The organism is Natrononativus amylolyticus (assembly GCF_024362525.1).
Classification (GTDB): domain Archaea; phylum Halobacteriota; class Halobacteria; order Halobacteriales; family Natrialbaceae; genus Natrononativus; species Natrononativus amylolyticus.
The window spans coordinates 611,429-631,968 of the sequence record NZ_CP101458.1; the positions used below are offsets into that span (position 1 = coordinate 611,429).

26 protein-coding genes are annotated in these 20,540 nt (G+C 67.9%); 5 read left to right on the forward strand and 21 right to left on the reverse strand.

The window, feature by feature from the left end:
* Positions 1-39: 39 nt before the first annotated feature.
* The gene (locus NMQ11_RS03070; RefSeq protein ID WP_255169925.1) at positions 40-1,179 is read right to left on the reverse strand and encodes a PAS domain-containing response regulator; all 1,140 of its coding nucleotides are present in this window, start codon (positions 1,177-1,179) and stop codon (positions 40-42) included.
* A gap of 177 nt (positions 1,180-1,356) precedes the next feature.
* On the opposite strand from NMQ11_RS03070, the gene NMQ11_RS03075 reads away from it, so the two are divergent.
* The gene (locus tag NMQ11_RS03075) at positions 1,357-1,815 is read left to right on the forward strand and encodes an Hsp20/alpha crystallin family protein (RefSeq protein WP_255169926.1); all 459 of its coding nucleotides are present in this window, start codon (positions 1,357-1,359) and stop codon (positions 1,813-1,815) included.
* A gap of 85 nt (positions 1,816-1,900) precedes the next feature.
* On the opposite strand, the gene NMQ11_RS03080 is transcribed toward NMQ11_RS03075, so the two are convergent.
* The 8 genes from NMQ11_RS03080 to NMQ11_RS03115 all read right to left on the reverse strand — a co-directional run bounded on the left by NMQ11_RS03080 (position 1,901) and on the right by NMQ11_RS03115 (position 7,614).
* A complete protein-coding gene (locus NMQ11_RS03080) occupies positions 1,901-2,923 on the reverse strand; it encodes a DHH family phosphoesterase (RefSeq protein WP_255169927.1) in 1,023 nt (340 codons plus the stop codon).
* A gap of 130 nt (positions 2,924-3,053) precedes the next feature.
* On the reverse strand, positions 3,054-3,518 hold the full coding sequence (locus NMQ11_RS03085; RefSeq protein WP_255169928.1) for a MaoC/PaaZ C-terminal domain-containing protein: 465 nt from the start codon (positions 3,516-3,518) through the stop codon (positions 3,054-3,056).
* Positions 3,519-3,629: 111 nt separating this feature from the next.
* Positions 3,630-4,133 (reverse strand): plastocyanin/azurin family copper-binding protein, encoded by a 504-nt coding sequence (locus tag NMQ11_RS03090; RefSeq protein ID WP_255169929.1) that lies wholly within the window; start codon positions 4,131-4,133, stop codon positions 3,630-3,632.
* An 81-nt stretch (positions 4,134-4,214) separates the two neighbouring features.
* Positions 4,215-4,517 (reverse strand): DUF8036 family membrane protein, encoded by a 303-nt coding sequence (locus NMQ11_RS03095; protein WP_255169930.1) that lies wholly within the window; start codon positions 4,515-4,517, stop codon positions 4,215-4,217.
* A gap of 55 nt (positions 4,518-4,572) precedes the next feature.
* Positions 4,573-4,857, reverse strand: a complete 285-nt coding sequence (locus NMQ11_RS03100; RefSeq protein ID WP_255169931.1) for a winged helix-turn-helix domain-containing protein — start codon at positions 4,855-4,857, stop codon at positions 4,573-4,575.
* 70 nt (positions 4,858-4,927) lie between these two features.
* Entirely contained in the window at positions 4,928-5,755 is an 828-nt protein-coding gene (gene phnE, locus NMQ11_RS03105) for a phosphonate ABC transporter, permease protein PhnE (RefSeq protein ID WP_255169932.1), read from the reverse strand.
* Positions 5,752-6,519 carry a phosphonate ABC transporter ATP-binding protein gene (locus NMQ11_RS03110; RefSeq protein ID WP_255169933.1) on the reverse strand — a complete coding sequence of 256 codons (768 nt, stop codon included), beginning with the start codon at positions 6,517-6,519 and terminating at the stop codon, positions 5,752-5,754. The genes phnE and NMQ11_RS03110 overlap by 4 nt, the downstream gene beginning before the upstream one ends.
* A gap of 72 nt (positions 6,520-6,591) precedes the next feature.
* The gene (locus NMQ11_RS03115) at positions 6,592-7,614 is read right to left on the reverse strand and encodes a phosphate/phosphite/phosphonate ABC transporter substrate-binding protein (RefSeq protein ID WP_255169934.1); all 1,023 of its coding nucleotides are present in this window, start codon (positions 7,612-7,614) and stop codon (positions 6,592-6,594) included.
* Positions 7,615-7,856: 242 nt separating this feature from the next.
* Between NMQ11_RS03115 and NMQ11_RS03120 the strand changes: the two genes are divergently transcribed.
* Genes NMQ11_RS03120 through NMQ11_RS03130 form a run of 3 tightly spaced genes read left to right on the forward strand, consistent with a single transcriptional unit; the run spans position 7,857 to position 10,846 of the window.
* Positions 7,857-8,171 carry a hypothetical protein gene (locus NMQ11_RS03120; protein ID WP_255169935.1) on the forward strand — a complete coding sequence of 105 codons (315 nt, stop codon included), beginning with the start codon at positions 7,857-7,859 and terminating at the stop codon, positions 8,169-8,171.
* A gap of 48 nt (positions 8,172-8,219) precedes the next feature.
* Positions 8,220-9,416 (forward strand): thiolase domain-containing protein, encoded by a 1,197-nt coding sequence (locus NMQ11_RS03125; protein WP_255169936.1) that lies wholly within the window; start codon positions 8,220-8,222, stop codon positions 9,414-9,416.
* On the forward strand, positions 9,413-10,846 hold the full coding sequence (locus NMQ11_RS03130; RefSeq protein WP_255169938.1) for a zinc ribbon domain-containing protein: 1,434 nt from the start codon (positions 9,413-9,415) through the stop codon (positions 10,844-10,846). Before NMQ11_RS03125 ends, NMQ11_RS03130 begins: the two co-directional genes overlap by 4 nt.
* Positions 10,847-10,849: 3 nt before the next feature.
* Here the strand turns inward: NMQ11_RS03130 and NMQ11_RS03135 are convergent, their stop codons facing one another.
* The 3 genes from NMQ11_RS03135 to NMQ11_RS03145 all read right to left on the reverse strand — a co-directional run bounded on the left by NMQ11_RS03135 (position 10,850) and on the right by NMQ11_RS03145 (position 12,942).
* Complete coding sequence (locus tag NMQ11_RS03135; protein ID WP_255169939.1) at positions 10,850-11,854, reverse strand: ornithine cyclodeaminase family protein; 1,005 nt, start codon at positions 11,852-11,854, stop codon at positions 10,850-10,852.
* Positions 11,855-11,896: 42 nt separating this feature from the next.
* Positions 11,897-12,112: a DUF8015 family protein gene (locus tag NMQ11_RS03140; RefSeq protein ID WP_255169940.1), complete on the reverse strand. Its 216-nt coding sequence runs from the start codon at positions 12,110-12,112 to the stop codon at positions 11,897-11,899.
* A 410-nt stretch (positions 12,113-12,522) separates the two neighbouring features.
* Positions 12,523-12,942 (reverse strand): DUF3054 domain-containing protein, encoded by a 420-nt coding sequence (locus tag NMQ11_RS03145; RefSeq protein ID WP_255169941.1) that lies wholly within the window; start codon positions 12,940-12,942, stop codon positions 12,523-12,525.
* A gap of 94 nt (positions 12,943-13,036) precedes the next feature.
* Between NMQ11_RS03145 and NMQ11_RS03150 the strand changes: the two genes are divergently transcribed.
* On the forward strand, positions 13,037-13,699 hold the full coding sequence (locus tag NMQ11_RS03150) for a J domain-containing protein (protein ID WP_255169942.1): 663 nt from the start codon (positions 13,037-13,039) through the stop codon (positions 13,697-13,699).
* 3 nt (positions 13,700-13,702) lie between these two features.
* Here NMQ11_RS03150 and NMQ11_RS03155 read toward each other — a convergent pair whose 3' ends face one another.
* From NMQ11_RS03155 to NMQ11_RS03195, 9 genes are all read right to left on the reverse strand, one after another.
* Positions 13,703-14,314 carry a toll/interleukin-1 receptor domain-containing protein gene (locus NMQ11_RS03155; RefSeq protein ID WP_255169943.1) on the reverse strand — a complete coding sequence of 204 codons (612 nt, stop codon included), beginning with the start codon at positions 14,312-14,314 and terminating at the stop codon, positions 13,703-13,705.
* A 27-nt stretch (positions 14,315-14,341) separates the two neighbouring features.
* A complete protein-coding gene (locus NMQ11_RS03160; RefSeq protein ID WP_255169944.1) occupies positions 14,342-14,716 on the reverse strand; it encodes a DUF8159 domain-containing protein in 375 nt (124 codons plus the stop codon).
* 64 nt (positions 14,717-14,780) lie between these two features.
* Positions 14,781-15,425, reverse strand: a complete 645-nt coding sequence (gene tpiA, locus NMQ11_RS03165) for a triose-phosphate isomerase (RefSeq protein WP_255169945.1) — start codon at positions 15,423-15,425, stop codon at positions 14,781-14,783.
* A gap of 122 nt (positions 15,426-15,547) precedes the next feature.
* Positions 15,548-16,084 carry a multiprotein bridging factor aMBF1 gene (locus NMQ11_RS03170; protein ID WP_345781463.1) on the reverse strand — a complete coding sequence of 179 codons (537 nt, stop codon included), beginning with the start codon at positions 16,082-16,084 and terminating at the stop codon, positions 15,548-15,550.
* A gap of 55 nt (positions 16,085-16,139) precedes the next feature.
* Positions 16,140-16,751 carry a CDP-alcohol phosphatidyltransferase family protein gene (locus NMQ11_RS03175; RefSeq protein WP_255169946.1) on the reverse strand — a complete coding sequence of 204 codons (612 nt, stop codon included), beginning with the start codon at positions 16,749-16,751 and terminating at the stop codon, positions 16,140-16,142.
* On the reverse strand, positions 16,748-17,269 hold the full coding sequence (locus NMQ11_RS03180) for an adenylate kinase family protein (protein WP_255169947.1): 522 nt from the start codon (positions 17,267-17,269) through the stop codon (positions 16,748-16,750). Before NMQ11_RS03180 ends, NMQ11_RS03175 begins: the two co-directional genes overlap by 4 nt.
* Positions 17,266-18,411 (reverse strand): histidinol-phosphate transaminase, encoded by a 1,146-nt coding sequence (hisC, locus tag NMQ11_RS03185; protein WP_255169948.1) that lies wholly within the window; start codon positions 18,409-18,411, stop codon positions 17,266-17,268. The genes NMQ11_RS03180 and hisC overlap by 4 nt, the downstream gene beginning before the upstream one ends.
* Before the next feature lie 78 nt (positions 18,412-18,489).
* Entirely contained in the window at positions 18,490-20,187 is a 1,698-nt protein-coding gene (gene ligA / locus NMQ11_RS03190; protein ID WP_255169949.1) for an ATP-dependent DNA ligase LigA, read from the reverse strand.
* Positions 20,188-20,260: 73 nt separating this feature from the next.
* Complete coding sequence (locus NMQ11_RS03195) at positions 20,261-20,455, reverse strand: hypothetical protein (RefSeq protein WP_255169950.1); 195 nt, start codon at positions 20,453-20,455, stop codon at positions 20,261-20,263.
* Positions 20,456-20,540 lie beyond the last annotated feature (85 nt).

Sequence of the window (20,540 nt, forward strand, 5' to 3'; positions counted from 1 at the left end):
CGTCGGTGACAAAATCCCGCGGCAGTGACCTGCAAGCCGTTACGTCGTCTCGACGTCGACGATGCCACAGACGCCGACGGTCCGGTCTTCCGTCTCGAAGGGGGCGCCCGTGAGCGTCGTGGGTGTCGAGGTTCCGTCGTCGGTCCGCAGCGAGAACGCTACCGAGCGTGGAGTTCCCCGTTCGACGATCGTTTCGAACGCCTCGAGCACCCGCTCGGCGTCGTCGACGAACGCGGAGACGTGCTCCGTCTCGAGGTCCCCGGCGTCGTACCCCGTGAGCGCCGCGATCCGGTCGGCACCGCGGATGAGCCGCCCGTCGGTGTCGAACGCACAGATCGCGTCGTCGATCGCCCGCGAGACGCCGTCGACGAACGCCCGCTCGCGTTCGATCGCCGACCGGAGCGTATGCTGGTCGCTGACGTCGGTGATGTACCCCTCGAGGAACTCCCCGCCCGTGCGTTCGTCGACGACGGCACAGCCCTGCTCGAGCACCCACTTGATCTCGCCGACCCTGTCGACGATCCGGTAGGTGTGTTCGAACCGTTCGCCGTCAGCGTCACTGACGTCGTCGATCGTCGTCGCGAGTGCCCCCGCGTCGTCAGGGTGGACGACGTCGGTTCCCCAGACGACGTCGCCGTCGACGAACTGTTCGGGGTCGTAGCCGGTGAGTTCGTGACAGCCCCGGCTGGCGAACTCGAAGGGCCAGTCGGGCTCGTCTCGAGCGCGGTAGACCATCCCCGGAAGGTTGTTCGTCAGGGTGTCGAGCCGGCGTTCTCGCTCCCTGAGTCGCGTCTCTGCTCGAGACTCGTTGACTGCGTGCTCGATGCGGTTTGCGAGGACGGCGAACTGGTCGAGCCCGCCCTTCTGGATGTAGTCGGTGACGCCGGCGGAGATCGCTTCGCTGGCGATCTCCTCGCTTCCCCTCCCGGTGAACAGGATGAACGGAAGCTCCGACTCGCGGTTTCGAACCTCGGTGAGCAACTCGAGGCCGTCGATCGCGGGCATGTTGTAATCGCTGACGATACAGTCGACGTGACCCGCGTCGATCGTCTCGAGTGCGGATCGCGGCTGATTCACCGTCTCGGTCGTCCACTCGTCGTGGTAACTATCGAGGTAGGACGCGACAGCGCCTGCAAAGCTCGCATCGTCGTCCACGCAGAGTACGTGGATCCGTCCCATAGCGGGGGTATTACGTACGGTGATAAATTCGCTTCGCAAGAGGACGTCACAGATTAAAATTATTTTTGGGGAGACGCCAGAGTCGGCAGTGCCGGCGCGATGGGTACCGAAACGACCCGTCAGTTCGGGCGAAGGAGCCTTTAACACGGTTCGTGAGGTAGTACCCTGGTGATCCGTATGGTAGGAAGACCGAACCCGTTTCGCGGTCTCGAGGAGGTGTTCGAACGATTGAACCGGCAGTTCGAGGACGCCGCTCGCACCTGGGAGTCGGACGTCGACACCCGCGTCGGCTTCGGCTGGTCCGTCGGCGACGGGTCGAACGGGCTCGACGTCGCCGAGTACGACGAGGAGTTCGTCGTCACCGTCGACGTACCGGGGTACGAGAAAGAGGACATCGAGGTGCGGCTGTCGGGGGAGACGCTCCACGTCGCCGGCGAGCGCGAGCGGGAAACCGACGAGGAAGCCGACACCTACCTCCGGCGCGAGCGGACGGCCCGGTCGTTCAGCCGGCGGGTCCGGCTTCCCGACCCGGTCGACGCCGAGGACGTCTCCGCCAGCGTCGACAACGGCGTGCTGACGGTAACGCTCGCGAAGCTCGAGCCCGCGTCGGCGTCGCGGTCGATCGACATCGAGTGAGCGCCTCGGACGGACGACCGTCCGTTAGCTTCGGCACACCCACGACTGCCGCGGTGACGTCGGCAAGCCGGCACAGCGGACCGCCTCAACCGTCGTCGTCGGCCCGCCCGTCCAGGTTCAACACGTCGAAAAACCGCCGGCTGACTCGACGGCTGACGAACGCGAGGAGCGCCTCGTCGTCGTCACCGTCGGCCTCGTCGGCGAACAGGCCGAGTTCGATCCGGCCGCCCGCCATGTCGTGGTGGCCCCCCACCGAGCCGATCGAGCCGTAGCCGGCCGTGAGCGTCTCCCCTATGTGAATCCGGGGGTCGATCGACCGGCCGCTCATTCGGATCGTCCCGTTGACGACGCCGTAGACGAGCACCGTGTCCACGCCCTCGAGGTTGAGCAGGTAGTCAGCCGCCTGCGGCAGCGCGTCGGTTTCGGTCGTGCGCCCGACGCTCGCGACCAGCGAGGAACCACGCCGCTCGCGCGATCTGATCGCCCGACCGATGGCGTCGATCGTCGCCGGCGAGAACGCCGTGCCGTACAGCTGCTCGAGGAGTTCGAGGTCGGCGTCGGGGTACACCGCGAGGGCGGCCTCGTACTCCCGTTCGGTGGGCTCGCGGACGAAATCCAGGCGCTCCCGGTGGAGGGCGAACAGCAGCGCCGAGGCCAGCCTGGTCGTCAGCGACACGTCGAGGTCGAGCAGGTACTCGACGAAGATCGTCGACGTCGAGCCGTAGTCGACGCGGACGTCGACGAACGTGGCGTCGATCTCCGGTCCGGGGTGGTGGTCGACGACGACGTCCGGTCCGATCGACACCGGAACTGTCGTGTTCGCCTCCGGCCGGGAGTGGTCGACGAAGGCGATGCAGTCGTGGTCCTCGAGCGAGACCGCGCCGATCGCCTCGACGCCGACGTCGAGCATGTTGACGAACGCCCGGTTCTGCTGGTGGGAGATCTCGCCGCCGTAGACGATCGAGATCTCCTCGACGCCGGCGTCTCTCGCGATCGTCTCGAGGGCGAGCGCGCTCGCGAGACAGTCCGGATCCGGATTGTCGTGACAGACGATCGCGAGCGAGTCGGCCTCCTCGAGAACGGCCGACAGCTCGGCTGACCGAGACATGAATCGGGATACGGCGTCCGGACGCTTCAACGTCCCGCCGATTGTCCGGGCCTACGGTACGGAAACGAAGAATTGTCGACGGTAGTCGCGCGCTATCGACGGTTCGATTCGACCGACCGCGCGGGTGGGGTTACTCGGGTCGCGTCTTGATCATGAACTTCATGTCACCCTCGAAGACGACATCCTCGTCCTGGGTGGTCATCGTCGTGTCGATGACGACGAGGCCGGCGTCGTCGCGACTCGAGAACTCCTTGGTCTCCGTGACCTCCATCGCCAGCGAGATCGTGTCACCCATCTTGACGGGGGCGGGGATGTCCATGTAGTTCATCCCCAGGAACGCGAGGACGGTTCGCTCTAAGAAGCCACAGCGGTAGACGAAGCCGGTCGCCAGGATGAACGTCATCGGGCCGTGGGCGACGCGCTCGCCGAAGTACTCCTCGTCTGCGTAGTGGCGATTCGTGTGCAGCTCTGTCCAGTCGGCAGAGACCATCGAGTGAACGACGAAATCCGTCTCGGTGACCGTTCGCCCGACGCTCTGGAACTCCTGGCCCTCCTCGAAGTCCTCGAAGTAGTGTGGCTCGTAGCTGTACGGCATACTCTCCGCTTCTCCGGATGTGACCTTTAATGGTGAGGATTCGGCCGTGACTCGAGGGAAGACCGAGTCAGCGGGGTAAGCGCAGACGGCTACCGATCGTCGCCGCGAGCGTCAGTAACCGCCAGCATCGTCACCGTCGTCGTCATCTGTCTCCGCCGCCTCGCCGACGAGAATCTCACCTACCATTCCGTCATCGGCGTGCGGTTCGCAGACGTACTCGTACCGACCCTCGTCCTCGAAGGTGTGCTCGTGGGTTTCCCCCTCGTCAGCGATCTCCGGGACCCCTTCCCAGTCGGCCCCCTCAGGTTGTCCTTCGACCGCAACGTTGTGGCCGCTGTCTTCCCAGACGAACTCGACCGTTACGCCCGGCTCGATCTCGAGGACATCGGGATCGAAGCGGTGGTCTCCATCCGGGCCGACGAGAACGGTTTCGTCCGCCTCGTCGTTCTCGTCATCACCGTTTTCGTCGTCGTTCTCGCCAACCTCTTCATCGTCGTCGGCACCGTTCGGATCGATCTCCTCGTCGTCACCCGGATCCTCGCCGTTCCCGGTGCAGCCGGCGACGGCGATGCTCGCGCCGGTCGCGACCAGGAGCCCGCGTCGTGAAAGTCGCATGGCCGAACTGGCGCGGACTGGACGTATGAGAGTTTTCCGAACTCAGTCCAAAATTGATCCCAGGTTCACGTTCGCACCCGATCAGAGCCAGGTGATCCGAAACAGGATGAGCAACGCGAGCGTTTCCAGCCCGCACAGGAGAACCATCCCGATCTGGACGTCGGTTCCCGCGTTGACGAACCAGCGGATGAACGCCGGATGGAGCCGGTAGAAGTACAGCCAGAGACCGTTCTGGATCAACAGGAACGCCGCGAACACGAGCAACCCGAGCGTGTGACTGGCCCCGTGCTGGCGGTAGTTACGGACCCAGACCGAACCGAGCGCCAGCAACAGCAGGACGTTTATCGCTGCGGCGATCACGGCCGTCGTCAGCAAGGGCGTCATCCGTCTCCCCCTCGTCGCGGTTCCCTAATGTGTGTTGTCCAAAATTGGTCCATAGTCACTCCTCCGGATCGACCGTCTCGAGGATCTCCTCGACGAGTTCCCAGTTCGATCTCGCCTGGTCGGTGAACAGGTAGACGGCGGCGTACTCGTCGCCGCTTCTCCTGACGACGTTGTTCTTCGTGAGTACCTCGAGATGGTGGCGGATCGTCGTGTAGTCCATGTCCAGCCCGGTCGCGAGTTGATTCGCGTTCTGCGGTCGCTCGTCCAGCGCCCTGAGGATCCGCACCCGCGTCGGACCACCTCGGGAACTGGCCAGCACGTACCACAGTACGCCCTCCATCTATCCCTCCGTTCTCACAGTTGCGTGTTAAATCCGCCGCCGGTGGCGGTGACGGTTCGGTCCATCGCTCTCATCGTCCGAGGGTCGCGCTCGTCTCGCCGAGGACGAACGACCGAAGCCAGTAGCTGAGTTCGTCGATGGCGATGACGACGACGAACACGATCCCGAGCAGGACGACGGCCCTGTCGTAGGCGAAGAACTCCAGGTAGCCCATGATGTAGTAACCGATGCCGCCCGCGCCGACGATCCCGATCGCGGCGGCGTGGCGAACGTTGTACTCGAACATGAAAAACGCCTGGCTGAGCACGGCGTCTGCGGCCTGCGGGAGGACCACGAACCGAAGCACCTGGAGCCGACTTGCTCCCAGCACCCCCACCGCCTCCATCGGCTCCGCCTCGAGCCTCTCGAAGGCCTCGTACTCGAGTTTTCCGACGAAGCCGATGGTGTAGAGGGTGATCGCGAGGACCCCTGCGAGCGGGCCCGTCCCGACGAGGATCACGAAGATGACCGCCCACAGGATGCTCGGGAGAACCCGGACCCCGGCGAGCAACCACCTGGCGGGTATGTTCACGGACCGGGGGAACAGCGTCCGACTGGCCATGAGGCTCACCGGCAGGCTCAGGGTAACGCCTGCGAGCGTCCCCAGATAGGCGATGTACAGCGTTTCCAGGAGCCCGCGGAGGCCGACCTCGAGGACGCTCGTATCCGGCGGGATCGACGCGTCGAACAGGAACCCGACCCCCGCCCAGGCCCGCGAGAGGCTCGCCTGGTGAAGGTCCAGCGCCAGGGCGCACCAGACGGCCAGGACGAGGGCGAAACTCGCCAGGATGGTGCCAGCGGCTGACTCGAGGCGTTCCGGGACGGATCTGCTGCGTTCGACCGTCTCCGGACCGGTCATGGGTCGTCCACCCGACTTTGCGAGTCGTGTTCGTGGGGCGGCGTCGATCCGTCGGCGCCCCGGCACGAAGTCGGCCTCGGACCGGCAGACGTCCGGATACCACCGTCTTCCAGGCGGAGCAGTCGATCCGAAATTTCGTCGGCCACCTCGAGGTCGTGTTCGACGACGACGACCGTCATTCCCGTCTCCGCCTGCAGTGCCCGAAGGCAGTCCACGATCGATCGGGCCGTCTCCGCGTCGAGTTCGGAGAGCATCTCGTCGGCCAGCAACACGCGCGGCTCCTGGACGAACGCCCGGGCGATCGCCACCCGCCGCCGCTGGCCCCCGGAGAGTTCTGCGACCCGGCGGTGTTCCGTACCGGCGAGGCCGACCGACTCGATCGCGACACGGGCATCCCGTTCCGCGGATTCCGGGAACCGTCCCAGTAAACTTCTCGTTCTCCCGAGTTCCGAGAGCGTTCCGTGGAGTACGTTCCGGAGCACCGTGGCGTGGGTTACGAGGCCCAGCCCCTGCGGAATGTACCCCAGCGCGCCCCTCGGCGGGGACCGCGGAAGCGTCGCGTCGAGGACCATCGCCTCGCCCTCGAGCGGGGGGAGGATGCCGGCGAGGGTCTTCAACAGCGTGCTTTTCCCGCATCCGCTGCGACCCACGACCGCCAGCGTCGCGCCGGCCTCGACGGTAACTGTGAGATCCTCGAGTACGGGCGCCCCACCGTAGCCGACGGCGAGGTTTCGACAGCGGATCGTCGGTGGGGAGTCGGTCACAGCGGACACCTCGCGGCAGTCGTCGAGTTCTCGGCGGTCCCGGACCGGTTCGTCGTTTCGACTCTCATTTCGTCACTCGACGAGGTGGTCCTCGATGCCGGGTAAGATCCCGATCAGTTCGCCGTACGGACCCAGGTGCTCTTCCGACGTGGTGGTCTTCAACTGGTGGGCGTCCAGGACCTCCTCGAGCACCGCTCGCCCGTCCGGGTCGTCGTTAAGCTCGAGCAGCGCGTCCCGGAGCAGTTCGATCTCGGCCTCGCTCGCTTCCGGGCTGGCCATGATCGGATGGCTCGGCACTTCTGCGAACTCCTCGAGGAGGTCGTATTCGTCCGTATCCAGGCACCATCCCGCCGAATCCGACCCATCACAGTACTCCGCCGGCGTGCTCTCGCGTACGAACGCAACGTCCCCGTATCCTTCCGAGAGACACTGTAGCGCTCCGACGTACCCTCCGCCGACCACGGGATCGCCGAAGAACTCGTCGACGGCGTCCCGGATAGCCGTCACGTCGTCTGCCTCCTCGAACGAGACAAGCCCCTCGTGGGCGAGGTGCGCCGTCGGGATCAGCATCCCCGCACCCGTCAGATCGCCGGTGTGACAGCTGTCTACGCCCTCGAGGTCCGCAACCGACTCGAGTCCGCTATCGGCCCGGACCCAGGCGGCCGCCGTGTAGTGCGTGTCGCCCTCCTCGTCGGCTTCGACGACGAGCGTCTCGAGGCCGTGTGCCTGCCACCCGACCCAGGCGGGTCCACCGCTCAGGTACGCCGCGTGGGCCTGCCCGGCCGCCAGGGCGCCGATCGCGGCGCTGTTGTCCTGAACGGGATCGATCCTCGCTGGAACGCCGGTCTCTGACGCCACCCACTCGGCGAGCGGCGCGTAGTCGCGCTCGACGTCGTCCGGGTCGTCGCGAACCGTGGCGGCGAAGACGAACTCGTCGGTCACGTCCGCGTCGTCCGCACGGTCGTCGTCGGAATCGTTGCCACCGTCGTCGGTGCCGAGACAGCCCGCCAGCCAGAGGGGGACGGCCCCGGTTGCAGACCGCAGGAGAGTCCGACGCGAAACGGGAGCCGATCCCGGATCGGTAGTAGTGTGCATTGCCAGGTGTTTAGATTAGTCTAAAATAAACATTTGCATTACCTTGTTTACTATTATGGCTAGACACATTCTGAATATTCATCCATCTAAATACGCTGCGTAGAAGCCGGAGATCCCACGAGTGCTAACAGCTATCGGTTTCGGTCATCGAACGGGTTCGCACGACTCGAGGACCGACCGGCGCAGAACGCGTCGCCGCCACCGGCGTGTTGGTGATTCTCGCGCCGCGCTCCGTGTGCTTCGTGCTCGACGTGGTCGGCCTCGGACCCACCGACGCCGTGTTCGTCGGTCTGTCACTCGCGCTAACTGCCTCCGGCGCGGCATTCGTGTACTACTCGAGCGTTTCCGTACCGGTCTACGTGCCGACGATCGTTTTCGTCACTACCGGGACCGTCCTCGTGGGCGACCTCCTCCGCTACGGACCGGCGGCTCTCGAGTCGGTCGCCACGACCGCGCTCGCCCCCGGTGCCGTAGCCGCGCTCGCCCTCGGCGAACGGATCGGCTTCGGCGCCAGACGCCTCGTTGACGGTCGGTCTATCGGTTCTCGACCCGCGTAGTGGACCACCTCCAGCACGTATTTGCTTCCGGCCACCACAGTGGGGAGTATGCGCGAGGCCTACCTGGTCGGAGCCGGACAGTCCTCCTACGGGGCGTTCCCCGAGGAGAGCTACCGCTCGCTGTTTCGAACCGCCTTCGAGGCGACCGCAGAGAGCGTCCCGAAGGGGCTCGAGCCGGACGAGATCGACGAGGCCGTCGTCGGGACCCTCGGCGTGGGCGGCCGCCAGCTCGGCCTCTCCGGGCCGGCGGTCACCGAACACGTCGGACTCCACGGCGTTCCCTGCACCCGCGTCGAGAACGCCTGCGCGGCCAGCGGATACGCCGTCCGCCAGGCCGTCCAGGCGGTTCGTTCGGGGATGGCCGACGTCGTCCTCGCCGGCGGCTTCGAGGTGATGTCGGACACGAGCGCCGACGCGACGAAGTACTGGCTCGGCGTGAGCGGGGAGACGGAGTGGGAACGGCTCTCCGGCACCACGTTCTCGGGCACCTACGCCCAGATGGCGAGCGTCCACATGCGCGAGTACGGAACCACTCGCGAACAGCTCTCCCGCGTGGCGGTGAAAAACCACGCGAACGGGGCGAAAAACCCCCACGCACAGCTGGGATTCGAGTGTTCGCTCGAGGACGCCGAATCCGCGCCGGTCGTCGCGGACCCCCTCACGCTGTATCACTGCTGTCCGACATCCGACGGCGCCGCCTGCGCGCTGATCGCGAGCGAGGACGTCGTGAGCGAGTACACGGACGATCCCATTCGGGTGGCGGGCGTCGGCGCCGGCAGCGACCGCGTGGGGCTGTTCCAGCGCGAGGACTACGCCTCGATCCCCGCGAGCCAGCGTGCCGCCGAGGCGGCCTACGAGATGGCCGGCGTCGGCCCCGACGACGTCGACTTCGCGGAGGTCCACGACTGCTTCTCGATCGCCGAACTGCTCGCCTACGAGGACCTCGGCTTCTGCGAGCGCGGCGAGGCCGGGGAGCTCGTCGAATCGGGGTACACGGAACTCGAGGGTGACCTCCCGGTGAACACCTCCGGCGGCCTCAAGTCGAAGGGACACCCGATCGGCGCGACGGGCGCCGGCCAGGTCGTCGAGGCGTTCAAACAGCTTTCCGGAACCGCCGGCGACCGGCAGGTCGAGGGCGCCAGCAGGGGGCTCACCCACAACGTCGGCGGCAGCGGCGGGGCCGCTGTCGTCCACGTCTTCGAGCGGGCTGGCGCGGCCGACTCGAGCACGGGGGTGGACGCATGAGCCCCGCAATTACCGCCGTCGGCGCCTACGCGCCGCGGTTTCGGATCTCCGCCGAGGCATTCCGGGAGGCGTGGGGCCAGTTTCAGGCGTCCGGTATCTCGGAGAAGGCCGTCCCCGCGGCGGACGAGGACGCCCTGACGATGGCCTACGAGGCGGGCCGGCGAGCGCTCGAGGCCGCCGACCTCGAGGGTGAGGGCGTCGACTGGCTCGCGTTTGCCAGCTCGCGGCCGCCGCTGGCCGAGGAGGACCTCTCCGCGCGACTCCGCGCGATGCTCGCGGTTCCGAGGACGGCGACGGATCACGTCTTCACCGGCAGCACCCGCGCCGGAACGCGGGCGCTCTGGGCGGGGATGGACGCCCTCGAAGCAGCCCGCGCAGAACGGGTCCTCGTCGTCGCGGCGGACGCCCCGCGGGGCGAGCCGGACGACGGGGTCGACCACGCGGCGGGCGCGGGCGCCGCCGCGTTCGTCCTCGAGCGCGATGGCCCCGCGACGATCACTGACCGTGCAGAGTACGGCGCGCCCTATCCCGGTACCCGGTTCCGAGAATCCGGACGCGAGACCACCGAAGGACTCGGCGTCACCGGCTACGACCGGGCCGCGTTCACGGAGACGATCGGCGGCGCGGTGGCGGGACTCGAGGCCGATCCCGATCCCGACGCGGCTGCGATCCAGGCCCCCGACGGAAAACTCCCCTACCGGGCGGCCGGCGCCGCCGGCGTCTCGACGGACGCGATCCAGGCGAGCGCGACGGTCCACGACCTCGGCGACCTCGGGGCTGCGAGCGTTCCCGTCACGCTCGCGCGGGCGCTTGCCGACGGCCATCGGTCGGTGCTCGCGGTTTCCCACGGGAGCGGCGCCGGCGCGGACGCGCTCGTCGTCGAGCGATCGGATGAAGTCTCCGCGAGCGTCGACCTCGAGGTCGGCGACTCGCTTTCCTACGCCGAGTACCTCCGCCAGCGGGGAGTCATCACCTCGGGGCCGCCGGCCGGCGGCGGCGCGTACGTCAGCCTCCCCTCCTGGAAGCGGTCGCTCCCCCAGCGCTACCGGCTCGAGGCGGGCCGGTGTCCCGACTGCGGCTCGCTCGCGTTCCCGCCGGAGGGTGCCTGCCCGGACTGCGGCTCGCTCACGGAGTACGAGTCGACTCCGCTCTCGAGGACGGGAACGCTCGAGGCGGCGACGACCATCTCCCAGGGCGGCGCGCCGCCGGAGTTCGCCCCGCTGCAGTCGCGGGCGGGCGACTACGCGGCGGTCATCGTGGCGTTCGGGGCGGCGAACGGCGACGGCGTCGCCCGCGTTCCCGCGATGGGAACCGACGCGGCTCCGGAGGCGTTCGGCGCGGGAGCGCCGGTAGAGGCGACGATCCGTCGGCTCTACACCCAGGAGGGTGTCACCCGGTACGGGTTCAAGGTCCGGCCGGTCTCGGAGTGAGCGCTACGGCAGTTTTCCGGTCAGCGCCTCGCTCGCCGGCGCGAACGGGAGCTCGGTTCCGAGGCCCTCCTCGAGCGCGCGCTCGTACAGCCGGTGGGCGGCGGCGGCGGTCTCGATCCCGGTGCCGCCGCTGTCGAAGACGGTGATCTCCTCGTCACTCGTCCGCCCCGGCGCCTCACCGGCGACGACCTCGCCGAGTTCGGCGTGGACGTGGTCCTCGTCGATCGCGCCGGCCTCGAGCGCCGCGATGAACGAGCCGGCGTCCTGAGTCACGCGCTCGCGCAGGTCGGGGACGTACGTCGCTCGCTCGATGGTCGTCGCGTCGAGTTCGCGTTTTTTCGGGTGGTACTGACCCATCGCCGTGACGTGCGTGCCGGGTTCGAGGCTCTCGCCGTCGAAGACGGGGTCCGACGCGGTGGTCGCGGTGATCACGACGTCCGCCCCCTCGAGTGCCGCCGCGCTCGAGTCGACGGCCGAGACCGAGGCCTCGAGTGCCGCGTCGAACTCCTCGGCGAACGCCGTCCGGCTCTCGGGGGTCGGCGAGTAGACGCGGACGTCCTCGAAGTCGCGGACGGTCGCCGTCGCGTGGAGTTGACCGCGGGCCTGTGGACCGCTACCGATGATCGAAAGCGTCGTGGCGTCCTCGGGGGCGAGGGCGTCGACGCCCACGGCGCCGGCGGCGCCGGTCTTGAACGGGTTCATGCTGGCGCCGTCGACGAGCGCGAGCGGTTCGCCGCTCTCGGCGTCGAAAAGCGGCGCCATGAACCAGGCGTCGCCGGCACCGAACCCAGCGGAGTACATGTAGCCGCCCATCGCCCCGGAGTCGGGGAGGAGCGCGGCGTAACTCGTGAACATGCCGCCGGGGTCAGAGCGGAGGAACGTCTGTCGCGGCGCCGCCGGAGCACCCTCGCCGCGCTGGCGGTAGCCGTCTCTGACGGCCTCGACGTACTCGCCGGGGGTCAGGAGTCCGGTAACGTCGTCGCTTGACAGGAACAGCGGATCGGCCATACGTACCAGAAGGGGGGCCGGATAGAAAAAAGAGCCGAGAGCTTACTCGGTGTTGATCGGCGGTCGCGGCGAGGACGCCTCCTCGACGGTGCTGCCGGGTGCGTTGACGAACATCGCGTGGCCCATGAGCGCGACCGCGAACAGCGCGCTAATCGGCACCGCGGTCGTCAACGAGACGCCGACGACGGTGAGCGCTGCGGTGATGCCGAGCAGTGCGACCGGGATAAGCCCAAGAACAATGTCGTAATATCCAGCCATAATCTATCTCATACTATGACGAATAGGGATATAAGTGTTTCCCATAATCGGCCGATACTGGATTGGTTTCTAATCTGTATTTGGCCCGGGGGATACTCATAACTTATGAGGAATTCATGCAGAAATACGGAGGGGATAAATTATGAGAATACCTCGATGCTGAATCGGGAAACGGTCCCGGTTAAATGTCTCGTCTCTATCGCAAACCACCGGACTGCGGCGGTGTCTCCGTAACGAGTTCGCTGACTGTCCCGTCTCGGACCATAATTATAAATCACTCGCCTTTTCGGACGCGGAAAAAACTCCCGTGTGTGTATCTAAATAGGTTCGACCGACCTCTCTCGGTTCTGAGGCGTTTTCGGGGGTCAACAGAGCGGGGCGTTCAGGAGTCCGATGGCGGCTCGAGAACGCTACCTCGAGTCGGTGACGGCGGCGTATCCGACTCGCCAGCCGACCAGGAGAAGCAGGCCGAGCCCGGTCATGATGAGGTTGAACGGCCAGCCGCTGCCGCCGTCGAACAGCGGTGACGACCGCAGGATCAACCCGACGTTCGCCGCCGCGATCCAGCTGACGGCCGCGACGCGGGCCGCTCGAGCGGGGTCGCGCCCGATACCCGCCCGGTAGGCGCCCGCGAGAGGGGACAGCGCGAGCCAGCCGAGGACGAACGGAAGGATCGTCTCGACCGTCGACAGCGGCGCGGCGAGGGGATTCCCGCCGTGGTCGATCACCCCGCCGACCACCAGTAGCGCAATCAGTCCGACGTCGACGACAGCCAGAAACAGCGTCTCCCTCGGGCGTGCGGGCCAGACCGTCCGTGATCGCAACTCCATAGCGGACGTCGGGGGTCCGTCCTCATTGCTCTCCCGGTTCCCGAGGCGCCGGCGGGGGAGCACTAATATATCAGGAATACATATTCGATACCTGATGGCTGTGGCCGACGAGCGACGCGAGAGGTGCGACGGTTGCGGGCGAACCGTCTCTCTCGAGACCCTCACGGCGGTAGCGATGCCCGGCGGCGAGCACGTCGCTTGCTGTCCGACCTGCGAACCGCACGCTCGAGCGGCCGCGCGGCGCTCCGACTCGCTCGACCAGCGCCGAGGGTCCTGTGACGGCTGCACCGCCGACGTGCTCCGGGACCGACTCGAGGACGCCGTTCTCCCGGACGGCACCGTCGTCTCCTGCTGTCCGTCCTGTCTCGAGGAGGTGCCGGGGGCGTCCGAAACGGGGACCGACGGTGCTTCCGGTGACGGCCGACGGGCGGCCGACGGCCGGAAACGCCTGTGTAGCCAGTGTCGCGAGTGGGTGTTCACGGAACGGTTTCGCGTTCGGCTGGTCGACGGGCGAACCGAGAAGCTCTGTGGCGACTGCAAGACGGCCGCCGAGCGGGACGGGGTGATAACCGACGTCAAGATGCGCGCCGGCGAGGCGCGGGACGTTCTCGGCGTCGACGCCGACGCGAGCGACGAGGAGATCCGCGAGGCGTTCCACCGCGAGGTCAAGAGCGCCCACCCCGACCGAAAAAGCGGCAGCCGAGCCGCGTTCTCGCTCGTCACCGAGGCGTACGATCGGCTGACCGAGCCCCGGTGAACGCTACGCGGGTCCGCCCGTCCGGCGGACGAACCCGATCGTCGACGGCTCGAAGGCGTACGTCGAATCACAGACCTCACAGGCCGTCTCGAGCAGCTGCCCGTGTTCGGAGCGTTTCCGGAGTTTCGACTGGGTCTCTTCCAGCGTGAGCGTGACGGGGTGGCCACAGTCCGGGACGGTACACGGGAACCGGACGTACCAGTCGGGAACCGAGAGCGCGCCGAGCGGCGCGAGTTCCCGTCGCAGCGCCGAGAGCAGCTCGAAGATCGTCCGCGTGACGTCCGCGCGGTCGATCTCGACGCCCTCGTGGTCGGCGAGAAAGCCGCCCCGAAGCGACGGGTCGTCGTACACCGGCACCACCGGAATGCCCTTCGCCAGCGCGTAGCCGACCTCCTGGTCGACCCAGCTGCTGGTCGCCGCGTGCTCGGTCAGGACCGCGACCAGCACGTCGCTGTTGGCGATTCGCCCCTCGAGACGCCTGCGTGCGCGCTCGGAGTCGGCCTCCTCGAGGGCGATGTGGACGCCGAACGGGAAGTTCTTGACCGTCGAGAACAGCTCCTGGACGAACTCGAGGTCGCGCTGGGCGTGGGAGACGAAGACGTGCTCTCCGGCCATACGTTCCACCCAGACGGCACGGCGTTATTACTGTACCTGTTGGCCGTCCCCCGCGAGGTCGACCGTCCCGAGCACGCGCTCTGAGAACTCGACCTCCGAGAGGTCGTCGTGAAGCCGGCGGAACCAGTCTCCCTCGACGCGCCAGGTGCCCCGAACGGCGCCGTCGGTGGTCGTCGAGGTCGCCTCGAGCCCGCCGGGCTCCCACCCCTCGCGCTCGTCCGCGACGGCGAGAACCGTCCTGACGACGGTGCCGACCTCGTGGCTGGTGATAGCCGGCGTCTCCGTGACGACCTCGTACTCGAGGACGAGGTCGTCGCCGCGGCGCTCGCAGTCGGTGACGTAGACCCCCTCGCCCATGAGCCGGTTCTCGAGGACGGTCCCGATCGGTCGCTGGTCGCTCATGGGGACGGGTTCGTCGGCTGGACCGAAAAGCTGTCGGGCCGTTCGCGGGCCGTCGCCGCCCCGCTCAGAGATCGGCGACGAGATCCTCGAGGGCTGCCTTCGGGTCGTCGGCCTTCGCGACGCCGCTGGCCAGCAGAACGCCCTCGCTGCCGAGTTCCCGGGCGGCGGTGACGTCGTCGCCCGTGCTGATCCCCGCGCCACAGAGGACGGAGACGCCGTCGTCGACGCCTTCGGCGGCCGCGACCGCGTCCTCGACGACGTCGGGATCGGCCTGACTCACCGGCGTTCCGGTGCCGATGAGTTCCGGCGGCTCGACGGCGACCGAATCGGGGCCGAGCGCCGCCGCAGCACCGATCTGGGCGGGGTTGTTCGCGCAGACGACCGTCTCGAGGCCGGCCCGATCGGCCGCCTCGACGGCGCCGTCGACGTCGGCGAGCTTCAGCCGGCGCTCGGAATGGTTGATCAACGTCCCGATCGCGCCCGCTTCGGCCACCGATTCGGCGAGCGTGTGGCCGGTGTTGCTGCCGTACTCGATCGGATCGACGTGCTGGGCCCAGGTCTCGACGCCCGTATCGGCGACGGCCTCGAGGTGGACCGCCTGCGGGGCGACCGCGATGCGGGCGTCTGCGGTCTCGTCGACGTCGCGGGCTGCCTCGGCGACGGCGATCGGATCGCACGGGTACGTCTTCAGGTTGACGAGGACGAACATACCGCCACCGGTGCTCGCTCGAAAGAAATAGGTTTCGTGTTCCGCGAGTCATCCGGACTGCTGTAAGTCATTTCCGGTGCAACCGCAGACGGGTCGCGGTTGCACCGATAACCAGTTACGTATCAGTCCTTGCGCTTGACGACGTCACCGAGCGTGTAGCTGCCCGTCGAGGACCCACCCTCCCACTCGGTGTCCCCGCTCGAGCCGCCGCCGGTAAGATCGATCTCGAGGAACCGCTCGAGTTTCGACTGCACCCGGTCGCTCGGGAGGGTGTCGCCGCGCTCGAGCTTGCGGATCAGGCTCGCCTTCTCGTTGAGTTCGTTGGCGAGGTCTGACTGGCTGAGGTCGCGCTCCTCGCGGGCGTTGCGGATCCGGTCGTCGTAGTCGGTGACGATCTCGTCCATGTCGTCGAACATGTCCGAGCGGCGGCTCGAGCCGCCCGAACTCGACGAACCCCGCGACCCCGTCGTGGTGGAACTCGAGGAGCCGCCCGAACTCGACGAATCCGTCGAGTACTTCGTGGAGGTGCTAGAGCCCGAGGACTGTTTGACTTCCGTGCCGAAGTCGGTACAGTTCGAACAGACATCCAGTTGCGCGCCCTCGACCTTGATGGTCTTCGGGGACGACGTCTCGGCGCCACACATCTCGCACTGAACCATGGCCGAATCTATATCCCGGCGAGTGATAAAGGATGCGGCGCGGTGGCAAACCCCGTCAGTCGAGGGCGGCCCAGGCGTAGAAAAAGCGCTGCGCGGCGGTGACGTGGCCGATCACCGCGAGGAAGACGAGCAGCCAGCCGACCAGCGTGAAGCCGGCGTACGTTCCCGAGAAGGGAAACGCCAGAAAGCCGACGACGCCGATGATCGCCAGCCGGTCGGCCCGGCCGACGAGCCCGCCGTAGACCCGATCGAGGCCGACCGCCTGGGCCTGGGTGCCGAGGTAGGAGGTCATCACGACGCCCGTGACGGCGAGAAAGCCGAGCAGGTAGTCGCCGATCCCCGCCGCGAGCCCCGCGATGACGACGATGTCGGCGTACCGGTCGAGGACGTGATCGAGCAGGTCGCCGCCGGCCGAGGCGACCCCCTGCTCGCGGGCGAGCGCGCCGTCGATGACGTCGAGCCAGCCGTTCAAGAAAACGAGCGCCGCGCCGACGGCGAACCAGACCGGATCAGCCCGCCCGCCGAGGGCGAACGCGACCGCCGCGGCGATCGCCATCCCGAACGCGAGGACGCTCACGCCGTTGGGGGTCATGCCGATCCGGTCAAATCCCGCCACGAACGGGTCGAGAACGCCCGAGACGTACGGTCTGAGCTTGTCCAGGGTCATCGCAGGTACCCCACGAAGTCGACCTCGCCCGCGGCGGGTTCGCGCTCGCCCGTGACGACCGCCTCGAGTGCGTCCGCGACTGCTTCGGGCTCGAGATCCGTGGTGTCGATCTCGTACACCGACTCGAGGCCGTGTCCCTCGACCGCTTCGGCGAGGATCACGTCGAGCGCCTCGCTCTCTGCATTTTCGCGGGCTTTTGGCTCGCTCGCTCCCCGCTCGAGCAGCCTCGCCTCGAGCGCCTCGGGGGCACACCGGAGGACGGCGACCCGGTCGGCCGCGAGGTGGTGTGCGAGGTGCGATTCGATCAGGACGTCCTCCCGGCCCGCGAGCCGCTCGTCGAGGGCCTCGAGGTCGGCCACCTTGCTGTCGCGCTCCGGATCGATCTCGGTGTAGAGTCCGTCGTCCTCGACGAGTTCGTTCAGGTGGACGACCTCGAGGTCGAATCCGGGCCGGGACTCGAGTTCGCCCGTCGCGGTCGTCTTCCCGGTGCCGGGCGTGCCGGTGACGGCGAGCCTCACGTCTCGGACACCCCCCGAGCGGAGTCGCCGTCCGCCGTTGGCGAACCGATGCCGTCGGCCAGCACCGCGTTCAGCGTGTCGACGGCGCGCTCCGTCTCGGCCTCGGTGCCGCAGGTGATTCGCACGCAGCCGGGGAGGCCGAAGCTCGAGCAGTCGCGGACGATGACGCCCCGCTCTTGCATCGCCCCGGCCACCGCGGCGGCGTCGCCGACGGCGACGAGGACGAAGTTCCCCTCGCTCGGCCAGACGTAACTCTCGATCTCCTCGCGCATGACCGCCCGCGAGGCGGCCGCGGTCTCGACGGTTCGCTCGACGTGTTCGCGGTCTCCGAGCGCCGCCAGGCCCGCCCGGCAGGCGAGTTCGCTCGCAGCGAAGGGGGTGTTCACCCGCGCGTAGGCGTCGGCCCACTCGTCGGGAACGACAGCGTACCCTAGCCTAAGGCCGGCGAGGCCGTAGGCCTTCGAGAACGTCCGGACGACGGCGACGTCGTCTCGAGACTCGAAGCCGTTTCGCCCCTCGAGCACCGAGACGGCGCTGTCGACGTCGGCGAACTCGCCGTAGGCCTCGTCGACGACGACCAGGGTTTCCTCGTCGGTCTCGCGGGCGATCGTCTCGATCTCGGGAAGCGGAATCGTCGACCCCGACGGGTTGTGCGGACTTGTGAGGTAGACGATCCGCTCGCCGTCGTGGGCGGAGAGCACCGCGTCGGCGGTCTGGGCGAAGTCGTCCTCGCGGGAGAGCTCGTACTCGGCGACCTCGCCGTGGTGAAAGCGGGCGCTCATTCCGTAGTAGGCGAATCCCGGCGTCGGAACGAGCACCCGGTCGTCGGGCTCGATCGTCGCCCGCGAGAGGTAGTCGAGCGCGCCGTCGCCGCCGTTTGCGAGCCACACCTGTTCGGAGTCGACGTCCCAGCGGTCGGCGATGGCGGCCGTGAGGTCAGCGTGGGTCGACTTCGGATACGAACTGACGCCCGGGGCGGCCTCCCGGAGCTCGGTCACCGCCGCCGGGGCCGGCCCGTGCGGGTTCTCGTTCGAGGCGAGTTTGACGAACTCCGAGGGGTCGCGTCCGAGTTCGCGGGCGACTTCCTCGATACCCCGACCCGCCTGGTAGGCGACGTGATCGGACAGATCGCGCGGTTTCATGTTCCACAGGTTCTCGCCGCGACTCTTAAGGGTAGTTACCTCGGTCGACGCGCGTGGCGGCCCCGCCGAACGTCCGCGCTACGACCGCAGCGTCCGGACGCGCTCGAGGCTGTCCGCATCCGCCGGCTCCTTGTCGTCTCGGACCGCGAGAAATCGCGGGAACCGCAGGGCGAAACCCGAACTGTAGGTGGGCGAGCGCTGGATCTCCTCGTAGCCGACCTCGAAGACGACCGCCGGCTCGAGGTCGACCTCCTGGCCGTCCTGGGCCAAAATGTGCGGCTCGAGCAGCTCCGTCAGCTCTGCCAGCCGCTCGTCGGTGATCCCGGTGGCGACCTTGCCGACCGGTTCGAACCCGTCGTCGGTTCGCACCGAGAGCTCGAAGGTGCCGAGGTACGTTGCGCGGCGCCCCTCGCCCCACTCCGCGCCCGTCACGACGCAGTCGAGGGTTTCGACGTCGGGTTTGCGCTTGCGCCAGTGCTTGCCGCGCCGACCCGGCGAGTACGTCGAGCCGGGGTCTTTGAGCATGATCCCCTCGTGGCCGGCCTCGAGCGCGTCCGCGTCGATCGCCTCGATCTCGTCGGCGTCGTCGGTGAGCCAGAGCAACGAGAGGCCCTCGACCGCCTCCGGGGCCGTCTCGCCGTCAGCGAGCAGCGCCTCGAGGCGGTCGTGGCGCTCGGTCAGCGGCCGCTCGAGGTAGTCCTCGCCGTCGGCGTGCAGGCAGTCGAAGAAGGCCGGCCGGACGGTGACGTCCTCGCGGGCCCTGGCGACGTCGTGTTTCCGCCGGAACCGGCGCAGCACGTTCTGAAACGGCAGGGGCTCGCCGCCGTCGTCAACCGCGACCACTTCGCCGTCGAGAATCGCCGTCGTCTCGAGGGTCTCCTCGGCGAACTCGACGATCTCCGGAAGGGCGTTCGTAACGTCCTCCATGTTCCGCGAGAAGAGCCGCGTCTCCCCCGTCGGATCGTGGTGTAACTGGACTCGGGCGCCGTCGTACTTCCACTCCACGGCGGCCGTTTCCCAGTCGGCGAGCGCGTCGGTGACGGTTCCCGCCTGGGCGAGCATCGCCTGTACCGGCCGTCCGACCTCGAGGTCCATTTCGGCGAGCCCCTCGAGCCCCGCCTCGCGCGCGACTCGAGCGACGCGCCCGTAATCGTTCGACACCTGCAGTGCGCGTTCGACGTCTTCGGCGGGAACGCCGAAAGCGTCCGCGACCGCGTCCCGAACCGTCCCCTCGCCGACGCCGATTCGCATCTCCGAGAGGACGAGCCGGGCGAGGTAGCGGGCTTCCTCGCTCTCACACCGGTTGAACAGCCCGAAGAGGAGGTCGACCTTCCGATCCTGGCTGCCCGCCCCCTCCGCAGCGGCGACCGCCTCGAGCGTGTCGGCGACCTCGGCGACGGTGAGATCGTCGACGCCGTTACCCGCGCCGAACGCGCCGAGGCCGCGCTGGCCGCCGAACTCGTAGCTGGCCGCGACCGCCCCGATCTCGCCGACCTCGGCGAGACGGTCCTCGACGTCCGCGGCCGTTACGTTCCGTCCGGCCGCTCGAGCGATCGCCTCGTAGCACGCGCTCGGACCGATATCGAGCGTCGTCTGCTCCCACGCCGGAAACACCCGTCCCTGGACGAACCGGGAGACGATCTCGAGTTCGTCCCGGTCGCCCGCGGGCGCGTCTCCCGCCGCCACGAGCAGGTCGCTGACCAGGTCGACGATCTCGAGGTCGGCGTCTTCGGCGTCGATCTCTCCGGCGCGGGCGGCGAACGTGGCGAACTCCATCGGGCTGGCGTAGGCGACCGACCGCCGTTAAGCGTTCGCGTTCGACGCGGTGTGTGAGAGCCGGGGGTTCGGTCTACAGGCGTTCGATCTGTCCGGGCGTGAGCCGACACCCGCACGGGGAGACGAACTGGTCGTCCGGCCCGATGATCGAGACGGCCGTGATCGGCGAGTCACAGCGAGGACACCGTGAAACGGACCTTCCGATCCGTACCTCGCTCCCGTCGTCACCCGCGTCGTTCGACTCCGGTCCGCAATCACCGTCGCTCATCGGCTCCACCCGTGGAAACGAAGCGAGCACCGACCCGGATCTCGAGTAGTGCCCGGAACACGACTGCCGCTCGCTCCCGACTGGT